Here is a 12,998-nt window from a genome sequence, read left to right as displayed (position 1 = left end):
GGTGCGGCTCAAGCACCGGGCCGGCCGAACATCCCCGACAGCTGCAACGTCCGGTCGACGGCCGCGCTCGCGTTGCGCAGCACCACGCTCGTCCCGCCGTTGGCGGCACTGCGACGGCACGCGTCCAGCGCGCCGACCGCCGTGGTGTCGATGTACGTGACGTACTGCAGGTCGACGTACACGAACGGGGGCCGGTGCTGGTCCACGACGTGGTTGATGGTGTCGCACAGCGCGGCGATCGTCGCGTGTTCCACCGTGCCGCGGACGGTGACGACCACCGCCGCGCTGTGCTCAATGCTGCTGCCGACGGAGAAGTTCACCGGGCCTCGACTCGGTCGTGCCGTTCCGCAGCCGCCGGCGGGGCGTCGGTGGCCGGGTGGCAGGACGTCGCCTCCGCCAGGGTCTGGTACGCCGGGAAGAGCTCGTGCAGGTTGAGCAGCCGCAGCGCGTCCCGGACCTGTTGGATCGGGGCAACGAGGCAGACGGTGATGGCCAGGCGGTGCGCCTCGACCAGGACGTCGAGGGCGCCGGAGTCCAGCCGTGCCACCCTGCTGAGGTCGACGACGAGGCGTCGTGACCGGCCGGGCAGGTCCAGCACGAGATCGCGCAGGCGGGCGTTGACGAGCAGGTCGGGGTTGCCCCACAGCGTCACAACGGTCGTGTCCGCGACCTGGGTGACCGTCAGGCGGCGCGACTCGCGGGCGGCCGGCATGGTGCGTTCCCGGGTCAGTGCCTGCTCGATCATCCGTGGCGGCGGGGACGTGCGCGTGCAGCGGCCGCAGGTGTGCGGACCGGTGGGCAGGTCGTCGCCGGTCCAGCCGTCCTGGCTGAACAGGCTCCACGCGACGGCCCAGTCACCCATCGTCGGGGCGAGGTTGGTGACCAGTTGGCCGCAGCCGTCGCAGGCGAGGGTGAAGTTCTTGCTGTCAAGGCTCAGCAGCGCGGTCAATATCGGCCCCTATCGCACGGTACGGACAAACACCACCTTGCGTGCGGGGCATGGCGACCGTCCCGCGAACATATGACAGTTCCATGACGAAGGGTCATCGCTCGATGTTGTGGTCGCGCCCCCGGCAACGGCCGTGCCGCGGATCCCGGGCGGCGGGCATGCGAACGCCCCGCCCAGCGGCTGCTGGACGGGGCGCCGGTCATCACTGCCAGCGGAGGGTCAGCACTGTCAGCGCAGGACGAAGAACGCCACGATCAACGCGATCACCAGCACCGCCGCTGTGATGGCGGCGGCGATCTTCGCGGCGCTGTACGGGCGTTCGCCGGCGACCTCGCCGGTGCGGCCGTTGACCTGGATGTTGTACGTCTTGCCGGCGTAGACGTAGCAGGCCAGCCACACCGGCAGCAGCATCAGCTTGAAGGTCACGTCGTGGTACTCGGTGTCGACGTGCTCCACGCGCTGTTCGTCGCCGCCGATGTCGTGCCGGCAGTCCTGCTCGATGATCGGAGCGATCTTCCGTTTCGCCTGCTCCAGGCCCGTTTCCGGCTCGACGTCGTAGCGCAGCGTCTCGTGACCTGCCAGGTACTGCGGGTGGAACGGCACTGCGTCGCCCAGCGGCCACGGCTCGAGGGCGTCGAGGTGCCCCTGGGTGACCTTGGTCGTGCCGGTCACCAGCACGTCGTCGAAGGCGCGCCCGACGGTGCCGCTCGCGTGGTGCCAGCGGGTCTTGCGCACCTGGCGGGTCTTCGTCTGACCGTTTTCGGTGTAGGTCTCCGTCTGCCAGTAGTGCTCACCGCGCTGGCCCCGGTAGTGGGAGACCGTCCGGGAATCGTACGTCCAGTGCGGCAGGTAGGTGCTCTTCGCGGACTCGGCCTCGGTGACCTTCTTCAGCCCGTTGGGCGCGAACCAGCGTGACGCGGCCCAGGTGCGCAGCGAGGCACGCAGCTGCTGCTTGGTGAGCGCGAACGGCAGGACCGCCTCGGGCACGATCTGGTCGTCCGGGTTGACCTCGGCGACGACGGCCGCCCCGCAGAACCGGCAGCGGTCGGAGATCGCGTCGGATTCGGTCTGCGCGCCGCAGTTCTGGCACTTGAAGACGTGCTTGGCCAGCAGCGCGATCGGCTTGCGGGGCAGCCCGGCGAACCGGGCCCAGTCGTGCTCGGAGATCTCCCGGGTCGCCGACGGCACCGGGGTCTCGTGGCCGCAGTACGGGCAGCGCAGCACCGAGGTGCCGGGCGCGAACTCCACGCCGGCGCCGCACCCGGCGCACGGATATTGCGTCTGTGCGACCACAGCTCAGCCCTGCGGCGGCAACGGCGGCGGGACGGCGGCGAAGAGCGCACCGAGCTCGGGGAGCTGCCCGGCCGGGGTCCACTGCGCCATGCCGTTCTTCCAGACCAGCGTGGTGCGGCTCACCGTACCCGAGCGGACCTGCGCGCCGAGCGCGTCGAGGTCGAACGGGCCGGCCTGCTGGCCGTTGACGCCGGCGAACCACTGGTCCTGTTGCGGCAGCGGCGGTGGACCGGCCGGTGCCGCAGCCGGGGCCGGGGCCGCGGCGGGCGCCGGCTGGTTGAGCGCGTTGGCCATCCGCTGCCCGGCGGCCATGCCCAGGCCGAGGCCGAAGCCCTCGCCGGCGCCGCCGCCCGGGTTGTTGGCGGCGTCCTCCATGGCGTTGGCGGCCTGGAAGGTCGTGTAGGCGTTCAGGTTGCCCAGCACCCCCATGGAGGTGCGCTTGTCGAGGGCCTCCTCGACCTCCGGGGGCAGGGAGATGTTCTCGATGATGAACTTCGGGATCTGCACACCGTAACCGGTCAGTTCCTCGGTCAGCACGCCGGCGAGCTTCTGGCCGATGGCCAGCTGCTGTGCGGCCAGGTCGAGCGCCGGGACCTGCGCCGTGGCGAGGGCGCTGCCGAGGTGGCCGACGATGAGCTGGCGCAGGAACTCCTGCACCTCCTCGGTGCGGAACTGCGGGTCGGTGCCGACCAGCTCCCGCAGCAGCTTCGCCGGGTCGACGACCCGCAGTGAGTACGCGCCGAACGCCCGCAGCCGGACCATCCCGAACTCGGCGTCGCGCATCATGACCGGGTTCTGCGTGCCCCACTTGAAGTCGGTGAACTGCCGCGTGTTGACGAAGTAGACCTCGGCCTTCCACGGCGAGTCGAACCCGTACTTCCAGCCCTTGATCGTCGTCAGGATCGGCAGGTTCTGCGTCTGCAGCGTGTACGTGCCGGGGGTGAAGACGTCGGCGACCTGCCCCTCGTTGACGAACACGGCGGTCTGCGACTCGCGCACGATGAGCTTGGCACCCATTTTGATTTCGTTCTGGTACCGCGGGAACCGCCAGACGATCGTGTCGCGGCTGTCGTCCAGCCACTCGATGATGTCGATGAACTCGCCGCGTAACTTCTCCACCAAACCCATGACAGGTGCTCCTCACTCCACGTACACTGCTCACGCCGCGGCCAGACCATAGAGAATCGCACGGTGGCGGACAAGAGCCACAATGCCTGTGTCGGCTTGTCGGCACTGCGGCGGTTACGCACGGTGGTCGGCGCGATCCCGGGCACGGCGGAGGTGTTCACGGAACGAAGCCGGCCGTGGAGAAGATCACAAGGGATGCTGGCGGGTCGCCGACTGGCCGCCGGCGTGCCACGGGACAGCCGCCGTCAGGGATGCCCGCGCGGGTCAGTGCCGGCGGGTCGCGAAGTGGCGCACGGCGCAGGCCAGCAGGTCGGTGTCGAAGGGCAGCCGTTCGCAGCAGCCGACCGCCGCGGCCAGGTGCGCGGCCGTCAGCCGGCGCGCCTCGTCAAGGCCGCAGGTCTGCACGATGTTGGTCTTGGCCAGGTCATGGTTGGCGTCCTTGCCCAGCTGCCGGGTCGACGCGGTGGCATCCAGGATGTCGTCGTGCAGCTGGAACACGACGCCGGCGTGGTACGCGTAGCGCCTGAGCACGTCGACCTGCTCCGGCGGCCGGTCCAGCAGCATCATCAGCGGCACGAGCGCGGCTTCGATCGCGGTCGAGGTCTTCAGGCTGTACATCTCGATGATCTCGGCCGGGGTGGCGGGCGTGTCGCCCTGGCCGAGCTGCAGGTCGAGGTGCTGCCCGCGGCACATGCCCTGCGGGCCGAGGACGGAGCCGACGTACTCGACGACGGCGGTGACCCGCTGCGCCGGGAACCGGCGGTCGAGTTGCGCCATCAGCCCGAAACCGGAGGAGACCATCGACAGCGCGGCGAGCTGTGCGGTGCCCTCGCCGTAGACGATGTGGGTGGCGGGCCTGCCCCGGCGTACCGTGGCGCCGTCCTGCGCCGGGAGGTCGTCGAAGATGAGGCTCGCGGTGTGGAACAGTTCACCGGCGACCAGCACCGGTTCGATGGCCGCCGGCTGGACCCCGAGCCCTTCGGCGAGCATGAGGCCCAGCGCGGGCCGCAGCCGCTTGCCGGATCCGGCCAGCGCGTAGGCGACGACCGCGTCGAGCTGCGAGGTGCCGTGCGCGGGCCGGTGCCGGTCCAGCAGGCCGTTGAGGTACGGCAGCCGGTCGGCGATGAAGGTGCGGCAGTCGACGGCGGTGGGGCGCCGGTGCCGCAGCAGCTGCCCGGTCCGCTCCCGCAGCCGCTGCTCTGCGACGTCCAGTCGCCGGCCGGCCCGCCGTGGCCCGCCGGTGGCCGCCGCCAGGAACCGCTGCACGGCGCCGGCGGGGGCGAACCGGCGGCGTAACACGTCCGCCCGGCCCGGATCGGCGGCGAGGTGCCGGCCCAGCCGCGCGCTGCTGTAGTAGGCGAGGGCGTCGGCCACGACGGGATCGCCGCCGAACACCTCCGCGGCGACGTACGACTGGTAGGCGAACAGGTCGTGCAACGGGTTCGCGGCTGCCGGGCGGCCATCGGCGGCCGGCGTGGTGAACGGGGTCCGGCGGCCGTCGCGTTCGTCGTCGGCGGCGTCGATCAGGTCGTCGCGGAGCTGGCTGATGAAGATCGTGTTGATGCAGCGGCGGTAGAAGCCGTCGTCGAGCTCGCGGCGGGCGAGCAGGTTGGCGACGACCCGGCTCATGCCGGCCTTGACGAACATGTCGGGGTACATGGCGTCCGGCTCCTGCGCCGCGGGCGGTTCCGCCGCCCGCTGCGCGTCACGGTGCTGGGCGAGGTACATCGCCTCGGCCGCGTGGTACAGGTGCCGGTGGGCGTCGAAGGGGTAGTCGTCCAGCAGCCCGAGGTGCACGGCGTGCAGCTCCTCGATGAGTGGATGCTCCGGCAGGTCGCCGGCGTCGGCCGGCTGCCCGGTCGCGAGACCCTTCACGGTCAGCTCGTGCAGTCGCCGGCGGTGCTCCGCCGTGAAGTGGTCGCCGGGCAGGTCGTGCAGCGTGTCGTCGACGATGGCGTAGGCCGCGCCGAATCCGTACGCCCCCCGCACGACGCCGGCGAGCCGCGAGCGGACGCCGTCCGGCCCGGCCCCGTCGACGCTGTGGGCGGCGATGAGCAGCACCCCGGTCATCGCCCGCAGCACCTTGCCCATACCGCCGGTCCGGACGACGGCCTCCGGCAGGATGCGGTGCAGGTGCTCGAGGCGCTCGGTGAGCCACCGCAGCTCGGCCGCGCCGCGCAACTGCGGCAGGAAGTGCTCCAGCGCGGCGACGACCCCGGCGACACCGCGGCGGTCGTCCATGCCGGCCAGGACCTCGCGCACGGTGGGGGGCCGCCCGCCCGTGCCGCTGACCGCCGCCGCGACCTTCGCCGGCGAAGGCACCTCGGCCAGGTTGAAGACGCTGAAGTGGACCACTTCCCGGGCCTGCCGCAGCTGCTCGGCCGCCCGGCGGCGCACGGCGAACCGGCGGGCGGCCAGCAGCTGTTGCGTGCACCGGTCGGTGTACTCGTCGATCGCGGCCGGATGGGTGACGCACCAGCGGCGGAAGTCGGCGAGGGTGTGCCCGACGCCCACCAGCAGTCGATGCTCCGCCAGGTCGTCCCGGCGGAACGGGAACGGCCCGTGGTCAGGTGCTGGGTCACTCATCAGGTTCCGGCGCTACTCTCTGCGACATGCGGTGAGCGGTGGTAGTCCCGGATGGTAGGCGACCGTCGCTCGCACGTCGTCTGCGCCGCGGCTGTGCTGGACGCGCCCTGACCGCCCCGAGCCGCACCAGATCCGGTCGGCCGGTTCAGCCGACGATCTTGCCGGCACCGCCGGCGCTCTGCTGCGCCTCGGCCAGGAAGGCCTTCATGTCGATGGTCTCCAGGCCGGTACCGGCGACCACGACCTTCGTGCCCGCCACGAGCGACGGGTACAGCGACGCCTGCTTGTCCGCGTACGCCGCGGCGCGTTCCGGGGTCTTGAACTCGACGAAGATGACCTGCTGGATCCGGTTGGGCAGCAGCTCGTTGGCGGTCTTGTAGCAGTCGAACTGCTTGAAGAACACGCCGTCGGCCTTGAACGCGTCGTCCAGTCCGGTGGAGTTGTCGTCCCACTTGCCGATCGGGCAGTTCGGGTCCTTCGTGAGCCGCTCGCTGGCGAGCTTGGCGACGGTGTCGTAGGTGAGGCCGCCGGCGGCGGCGCCGTTCTGGGCGGAGGTCGGTGCCGGGTCGTCACCGCCGCAGGCGGCTGTGAACAGGACCGCGGCGGCGGCGGTGAAGGTGGCGAGCAGCTGTGCGGTGCGCATGTGTCGTCGTCCTCGGCAGTCGGAGGTGCGGGGCGGGGACCGCAGACGCGGCGTGCGACGCGTCCCGCCGTGGCGATGGCGAGGATTGCGTCGCACGCTGGAGATGATCCTGCACGCCCGGCCGGGTGACAGTCACGAACCGGTCAATGTCCCTTACGCGATCTGGCCAGCTGCACGTGTGCTGTCAGGCGAGGTCGACGGCCACCGGCAGCTTCGTCGGGGCCAGCATCACCCACGGGTTGCGGAACACCGCCGCGCCGGTGTCGACGGCGATCGTCCGGTACCGCCGCAGCAGCAGCTCCATCGCGATCCGCGCCTCGAGCCGGGCCAGCGGCGCGCCGATGCAGAAGTGGATGCCGTGGCCGAACGTCACGTGCGGGTTCGGGCTGCGTCGGATGTCGAAGCGCGCGGGGTCGGCGAAGACCCGGCGGTCGCGGTTGGCGGCGGCCAGCCATGCGGTGACGACGGCACCCTCCGGCACACTCACCCCGCCGACGACGGTGCCGGCGGTGGCCCGCCGGGCCAGGCGTGGGAACGGGGTGCGCAGGCGCAGCACCTCCTCGATCGCGTCCGGCAGCAGCGCCGGGTCGGCCCGCAGCTGCGCCGCCGCGTCCGGGTGCTGGTCGAGGGCGACGACCGTGTTGCCCAGGGTCGCCGTGGTCGTGATGTGCCCGGCGAGCAGCAGCAGCCCGACGAAGCCGATGATCTCCTCGTCGTCGAGCCGCTCGCCGTCGGCCTCGGCGCGCACCAGTGCGCTGGTGAGGTCGTCGCCGGGCGCCGCGCGCCGGGCCCGCACGTGCCGCAGGAGGTACTCGTTCATCTCCCGCAGCACCGGCGCGACGGTGCGTACCGTCTGATCGTCCATCATCCGGACCAGCGGCTCGTCGGGACCCATCTCCGGCCGTTCGAACAGCGCGTCGGCCCAGCGCCGGAACACCGGCCGGTCCGCCGCCGGGATGCCGAGCAGCTCGGCGATGACGATGACGGGCAGCGGGTACGCCAGGTCGTCGACCAGGTCGAACCGCTGCGCCCCGGCGACCCCGTCGAGCAGCTCCTCGGTGACCGCGGTGACGCGCGGGGCCAGGCCGGCCACCACCCGCGGCGTGAACGCCCGGCTCACCAGCCGCCGCAGCGAGTCGTGACGGGGCGGGTCCATCTGGACGAAGTTGCCGCGCCGGAACAGCTCCAGGTCCTCCTGGCGGGGCAGCAGGTCGCCCAGGTCGGACGAGAACCGGTCCGGGTCGCCGAGCACCGCCGTGACCTCGGGGTGCCCGAGCACCAGCCACGAGCGCTGCCGCTCGTCGTAGTGCACGACGCCGTCGCGGCGCGCGTCCTCCAGCCAGGTGAACAGGTCGGGCAGGGTGCTGGTCGTCATCGCCGATCACTCCCCTCAGGGGTACGCCGGCGCGGGCTACCCGCCGGGCGGGTTCCCAAACGGTCGCCGGTACCCGGGCGAACCGCCGGCGGCCCCGTGTCAGCGCGCCGGTACCGGGTAGTCGCGCACCCGCGGCCACTCGAGCGGACGACTGACAGGACGGTGCGACGATGGTGCTGCACAGGGCACGGCCACCACGGCGGCAGGTCTCGGACGGCAACCCGTTCGCGACGATCGCCAACCCGGCGCTGGCCCAGCAGGTGACCGCTCCCCACAGCACGCTGGCCGAGGACCCGGTGCCGGCCGACACCGCCTGGCAGCTCGTGCACGACGAGCTCATGCTCGACGGCAACGCCCGGCTGAACCTCGCCACGTTCGTGACGACCTGGATGGAGCCGCAGGCGGTACGCCTCATGGCCGAGTGCGTCGACAAGAACATGATCGACAAGGACGAGTACCCGCAGACCGCCGAGTTCGAGCGGCGCTGCGTCAGCATTCTCGCCGGCCTGTGGCACGCCCCGGACCCGGCCGACGTGATCGGCTGCTCGACCACCGGGTCCAGCGAGGCGTGCATGCTGGCCGGGCTGGCCCTGAAGCGGCGCTGGTCGGCCCGGCGCCCAGCCGGCGAGGCCCGGCGGCCCAACCTGGTGATGGGCATCAACGTGCAGGTCTGCTGGGAGAAGTTCTGCAACTACTGGGAGGTCGAACCCCGCCTGGTGCCGATGGAAGGCGACCGGCTGCACCTGACCGCGCAGGAGGCCGCGGCGCACTGCGACGAGAACACCATCGGCGTGGTCGCGGTCCTCGGCTCGACGTTCGACGGCAGCTACGAACCGGTCGCCGAGATCGCCGCGGCGCTCGACGCGCTGCAGCAGCGCACCGGATGGGACATCCCGCTGCACGTCGACGGCGCCTCCGGGGCGATGATCGCGCCCTTCCTCGACCCGGACCTGGAATGGGACTTCCGGCTCGACCGGGTCGCCTCCATCAACACCTCCGGCCACAAGTACGGCCTGGTGTACCCCGGCGTCGGCTGGGTCCTGTGGCGGCACCGCGACGCCCTGCCGGAGGACCTCATCTTCAACGTCAACTACCTCGGCGGCAGCATGCCGACGTTCGCGCTGAACTTCTCCCGCCCCGGCGCGGAGGTCGTCGCGCAGTACTACACCTTCTTCCGCCTCGGCCGCGCCGGCTTCCAAGCCGTCCAGCAGGCGTCCCGCGACGTGGCCCTGCACCTGTCCGGCGGGATCGCCGCCATGGGCCCGTTCCGGCTGCTGAGCCGCGGCGACCAGCTGCCGGTGTTCGCGTTCACCACGAACGCCGACGTCGCCGCGTTCAACGTGTTCGACGTGTCCCGGCGGCTGCGCGAACGCGGCTGGCTGGTCCCGGCGTACACCTTCCCGGCCAACCGCACCGACCTCGCCGTGCTGCGGGTCGTGGTCCGCAACGGCTTCACCCGCGACCTGGCCGACCTGCTGCTCGCCGACCTGCACCGGCTGCTGCCCGAGCTGCAGGCCCAGCCCGGCCCCCTGCACACCGCCGGCGACGCCACCGGATTCCACCACTGAGGAACTCACCCGCTTGCTCACCCCATGCCGGCACCGTCCGGGCGTACTGTAAGAAGTGCCTGCGAGACGACCGAGCGAAGCTGGTAAAACAGCGGAGCACGACGCACCAGGAGACCGAGAGGTCAAATGGTGTGTCGAGGACCTGAACCGGTAGCGCCGGGGAAGGACGATCGCCTCGCAGGTTCATTCGTGCCCGCAGGCCGACGGCCCGCCGTTACGATCTTCCATGATGTCCCTCGGGAACGGTGCGAAGCGGCGCGTTCTTGCAGCGATGCTGGTGGTGTTCGGCGGTTTCGGGGCCGTCGCCGCGGCGTCGTTACTCATTCCCGCGTGGCGAGCCGCCCACGGCGACGGGCATACCGGCACGTTCACGCTCACCGAGCCGAACGGCTGTGACCGGTACCAGCCCCCACAGCAACGATGCGGCTGGTTCGGCGACTTCGTCAGCGACGACGGACTCGTGGTGCAACGGCACAAAGAGCTCAGCGGCGGACTCCCGCCCGGGGCGGCGGTCGGAGAAACCGTAGCCGCACGCGACAGCGGCAGCCGGACCGTGATCTATCCTCTGCCGGACGCTCCGACCTGGAAGGAGCCGGCGGGATACACGGCGGTGTTCACGGGCATCCTTCTTCTTGGCGTGGTCCTCCTTCGCCCCTGGCGCTGGGCACGGCGGAAGCGAGATTGACCAGTAAGCTCCGCCTGGTGCTCTTGTCTGCTGAAGAAATCAGCTTTGCAGTCGACCCCCAGCGTCTCTGGGACAAGGAGCACCGCACTTCTGGGGCCGAGATCACCGAGACGGATCTGCACTACACGGCCTTCCCGGCAGCGGTCACCTTTACGGCTGACGCCGTGCCGTTCGTCGGGCCGCGGCGACAGGTTCCGCTGTTTGACTTCCTGGCATGCGCTGCCCGGGCGGTACGGGCCCTGCGGCACGGCGAAGCGGCGACATTGAGCTACACCGAGTCGTCCGATCGAGTCCACCTGCGCCCTGTCGACGGTGACCGTGTCGAGATTTCTGCTACCGGCCACCGCTTGGTGATCAACGTTGACCGCGTTGAGCTGTTGGAAACCCTTACGGCCTTCGTTCAGGATGGCAGGGCGCAACTCGTCGACAACGTTCCCGGGTTCAGGAGCAACCCGCAGATAGGCAAGCTCGCCGTGTAGTGCGGCGGTAGCGAGTATGCAACCCGCGTTCGAACGCTCCGGCCGCCGCACAGGGCCCGGCTACATCCAGGCACCAACTCTGAGAAGCGGGGCTCGCCAGCGGCGTTCCGACGGGTGCCGGCCATCGTCATCGCCGCCCTGCTGTTGGCCGGCGCCGCTGTCGACACGGTCAGCACCGACGGCATGACCGCCCGCGAGGTCGATAAAAGTTTCGGGGGTCGCGGCAGGCGTCGTGCGGTGGCTGTGCGGGCTCGTACCGCGAGATCGTGTCCGTCCCGGCGAACAAGCCGTGCATCACGCTGCAGGGGCTCGGCTCGGCTCGGCTCGGCGCCGAGCGTGCGGCGATTAGACCGACTTATGATGCTTTGGTCGGGTTGATGAGAACCGGTCATGCGCCGCTGTGGGGGCGTTCGCGGCGACCTGCGGCGTAGAGGTGGTTCACGCCGGTTTTCGCACACAACTCCTGGTGTCTTCCGCCGCTTCGAAAAGGTCCTGACCGGCACTTATCACGAATCAGTTAACGCTGATAGTGTACTCCGGTACATGAGTGTAGTGTCTGTACTCAGCTTCCGCAGCGACGCCACGGGTGGCATCGGTCGCCTGCGCGAGGAGGGGCACTGCTCCGCGTCATAGCCCGGTCGCGACCATCTCTCGCTCATATGAAGGAGACCCGGTGACCCGTTTGAGGACGGCTCTGACCTGCTCGATTCTGGCCCTGACCACCACTCTGGCCGCCTGCGGCGGATCCTCGACCAGTTCGGACCCGGCAGGCGCCTCGTCAGGCAAGCCGGACGAGGCCAAGAACGCCGCGGCGACGCTGCGCGTCGTCGTGCCCTCGATCTCGCAGTTCCTCGGGCAGCCGTTCCAGGCGGCGTCGCCCCCGCGTGCCGAGTCCACCTCGGCGATCTTCGACGCGCTCACCCGGGTCGACAACACCGGCACACCCGTGCCGTGGCTCGCCAAGTCCTGGACCCGCGTCAACGACACCACCTGGCAGTTCTCGTTGCGCACCGACGTGACGTTCTCCAACGGCGAGCCGGTCGACGCGGACGCCGTCGTGGCGACCGTGACCGCCCTGGTCGGCACCGCCGGCACCGGCAGCGTCGCCAAGCTGTACAACCCGTCGGTGTCCGGGGCGACCAAGATCGACGGTTCCACCGTCAACATCACCACCTCCAAGCCCGACGGGGTGCTGCCGCAGGAGATCGCGGCGCTGTACATCGTGCCGCCGAAGTACCTGGCCGAGGTCGGGATGGACGGCTTCGCCAAGGCGCCGATCGGCACCGGCCCCTACACGGTCACGTCGATCAGCAGCACCGAGATCACGATGAAGGCGAACCCGACGTCGTGGCGGAAACCGATCATCGGCAACCTGCAGATCAAGCAGGTCGCCGACCAGACGGCGCGGACCAACGCGATCCTGTCCGGTGCGGCCGACATCAACACCCTGCTGGACCTCGACCAGATCGACAACGTCAAGGCCAAGAACTTCATCGTCTTCCCGTTGAAGAACCAGGCCGTCTTCCTGCTGCAGTTCGTCGCGTCCACGGGCGGCTCGAAGCCGCTGGACAACCCGCTGGTCCGCCAGGCGATCAACTACGCCGTCGACAAGGAAGCGGTCATCAAGTCGGTGTTCCAGGGCCTGACCACGGTGGCCAGCCAGGGCACCGCCCCGGGCACCACCGGTCACGACGCCGACCTGCAGCCCTACCCGTACGACCCGGCCAAGGCCAAGGACCTGCTCAGCCAGGCCGGGTACCCGAACGGCTTCGAGCTCAGCGGCGTCTACTCCCTCGGTGCCTTCGCCGGTGACAAGGACTTCCTGGCCCAGGCGCAGAGCGACCTCGGCAAGGTCGGGATCAAGCTGACGATGAAGCAGGAGACCACCGCGAACATGACCAGCTACCTGCTCAAGGGGCAGTGGCCGGCGGACATGTTCACCACGGCGTACCTCACGGCGCCGACCCAGGACGCGACGAAGGCCTACCTGAACAACAGCTGCCTGCGCAAGCCCGGCTCGTGGTGCGACCAGACCCAGGCCGACCTCATCAGCAAGGCCCTGACCCAGACCGTGGGCACCCCGGAGCGGGCCGAGACGCTCAAGGCACTGGCCAAGGCCATCCACGACAACCCGCCGGCGCTGTTCTTCAACAACGGGCTCAAGGTCATCGCCCACGGCAATGATGTGGCCGGTTACACAATCGACAGCTCGACCAACACTTCGTGGGAGACAGTGTATTTCAAGTAGCTGATCTTCCCGACTCGTTCAATGGTGCCGGCACCAGGCAAGAC

General features: G+C 70.2%; 11 protein-coding genes. 4 read left to right on the top strand and 7 right to left on the bottom strand.

The features are described from left to right. Positions 1-8 precede the first annotated feature (8 nt). From AB0H83_RS31470 to AB0H83_RS31440, 7 genes are all read right to left on the bottom strand, one after another. On the bottom strand, positions 9-320 hold the full coding sequence (locus tag AB0H83_RS31470; RefSeq protein ID WP_360101297.1) for an STAS domain-containing protein: 312 nt from the start codon (positions 318-320) through the stop codon (positions 9-11). Further along, a complete protein-coding gene (locus AB0H83_RS31465; protein ID WP_360101294.1) occupies positions 317-949 on the bottom strand; it encodes an STAS domain-containing protein in 633 nt (210 codons plus the stop codon). Before AB0H83_RS31465 ends, AB0H83_RS31470 begins: the two co-directional genes overlap by 4 nt. 228 nt (positions 950-1,177) lie before the next feature. Continuing rightward, positions 1,178-2,197, bottom strand: a complete 1,020-nt coding sequence (locus tag AB0H83_RS31460; RefSeq protein ID WP_360101291.1) for a hypothetical protein — start codon at positions 2,195-2,197, stop codon at positions 1,178-1,180. A gap of 48 nt (positions 2,198-2,245) precedes the next feature. Beyond that, a complete protein-coding gene (locus AB0H83_RS31455) occupies positions 2,246-3,370 on the bottom strand; it encodes an SPFH domain-containing protein (protein WP_360101288.1) in 1,125 nt (374 codons plus the stop codon). A gap of 264 nt (positions 3,371-3,634) precedes the next feature. After that, positions 3,635-5,956: a polyprenyl synthetase family protein gene (locus AB0H83_RS31450; protein ID WP_360101285.1), complete on the bottom strand. Its 2,322-nt coding sequence runs from the start codon at positions 5,954-5,956 to the stop codon at positions 3,635-3,637. 145 nt (positions 5,957-6,101) lie between these two features. Then, positions 6,102-6,599 (bottom strand): hypothetical protein, encoded by a 498-nt coding sequence (locus tag AB0H83_RS31445; protein ID WP_360101283.1) that lies wholly within the window; start codon positions 6,597-6,599, stop codon positions 6,102-6,104. Positions 6,600-6,783: 184 nt separating this feature from the next. Then, on the bottom strand, positions 6,784-7,974 hold the full coding sequence (locus AB0H83_RS31440) for a cytochrome P450 (protein WP_360101280.1): 1,191 nt from the start codon (positions 7,972-7,974) through the stop codon (positions 6,784-6,786). 170 nt (positions 7,975-8,144) lie between these two features. Between AB0H83_RS31440 and AB0H83_RS31435 the strand changes: the two genes are divergently transcribed. From AB0H83_RS31435 to AB0H83_RS31420, 4 genes are all read left to right on the top strand, one after another. Further along, positions 8,145-9,542 (top strand): glutamate decarboxylase, encoded by a 1,398-nt coding sequence (locus AB0H83_RS31435; RefSeq protein ID WP_360101278.1) that lies wholly within the window; start codon positions 8,145-8,147, stop codon positions 9,540-9,542. 229 nt (positions 9,543-9,771) lie between these two features. Beyond that, entirely contained in the window at positions 9,772-10,227 is a 456-nt protein-coding gene (locus tag AB0H83_RS31430) for a hypothetical protein (protein ID WP_360101276.1), read from the top strand. 17 nt (positions 10,228-10,244) lie between these two features. Further along, a complete protein-coding gene (locus AB0H83_RS31425; RefSeq protein ID WP_360101273.1) occupies positions 10,245-10,706 on the top strand; it encodes a hypothetical protein in 462 nt (153 codons plus the stop codon). Positions 10,707-11,379: 673 nt separating this feature from the next. Next, complete coding sequence (locus AB0H83_RS31420) at positions 11,380-12,954, top strand: ABC transporter substrate-binding protein (RefSeq protein ID WP_360101270.1); 1,575 nt, start codon at positions 11,380-11,382, stop codon at positions 12,952-12,954. The last annotated feature ends 44 nt before the right edge of the window (positions 12,955-12,998 follow it).

It is taken from the genome of Dactylosporangium sp. NPDC050688, assembly GCF_040654515.1.
Classification (GTDB): domain Bacteria; phylum Actinomycetota; class Actinomycetes; order Mycobacteriales; family Micromonosporaceae; genus Dactylosporangium.
This window is presented reverse-complemented; position numbering and strand designations above follow the sequence as displayed.

Coding starts and splice junctions, on each gene's coding strand:
- AB0H83_RS31455 (WP_360101288.1), bottom strand. CDS start 3,370: ATGGGTTTGGTGGAGAAGTTACGCGGCGAGTTCATCGACATCATCGAG.
- AB0H83_RS31450 (WP_360101285.1), bottom strand. CDS start 5,956: ATGAGTGACCCAGCACCTGACCACGGGCCGTTCCCGTTCCGCCGGGAC.
- AB0H83_RS31445 (WP_360101283.1), bottom strand. CDS start 6,599: ATGCGCACCGCACAGCTGCTCGCCACCTTCACCGCCGCCGCCGCGGTC.
- AB0H83_RS31440 (WP_360101280.1), bottom strand. CDS start 7,974: ATGACGACCAGCACCCTGCCCGACCTGTTCACCTGGCTGGAGGACGCG.
- AB0H83_RS31435 (WP_360101278.1), top strand. CDS start 8,145: ATGGTGCTGCACAGGGCACGGCCACCACGGCGGCAGGTCTCGGACGGC.
- AB0H83_RS31430 (WP_360101276.1), top strand. CDS start 9,772: ATGTCCCTCGGGAACGGTGCGAAGCGGCGCGTTCTTGCAGCGATGCTG.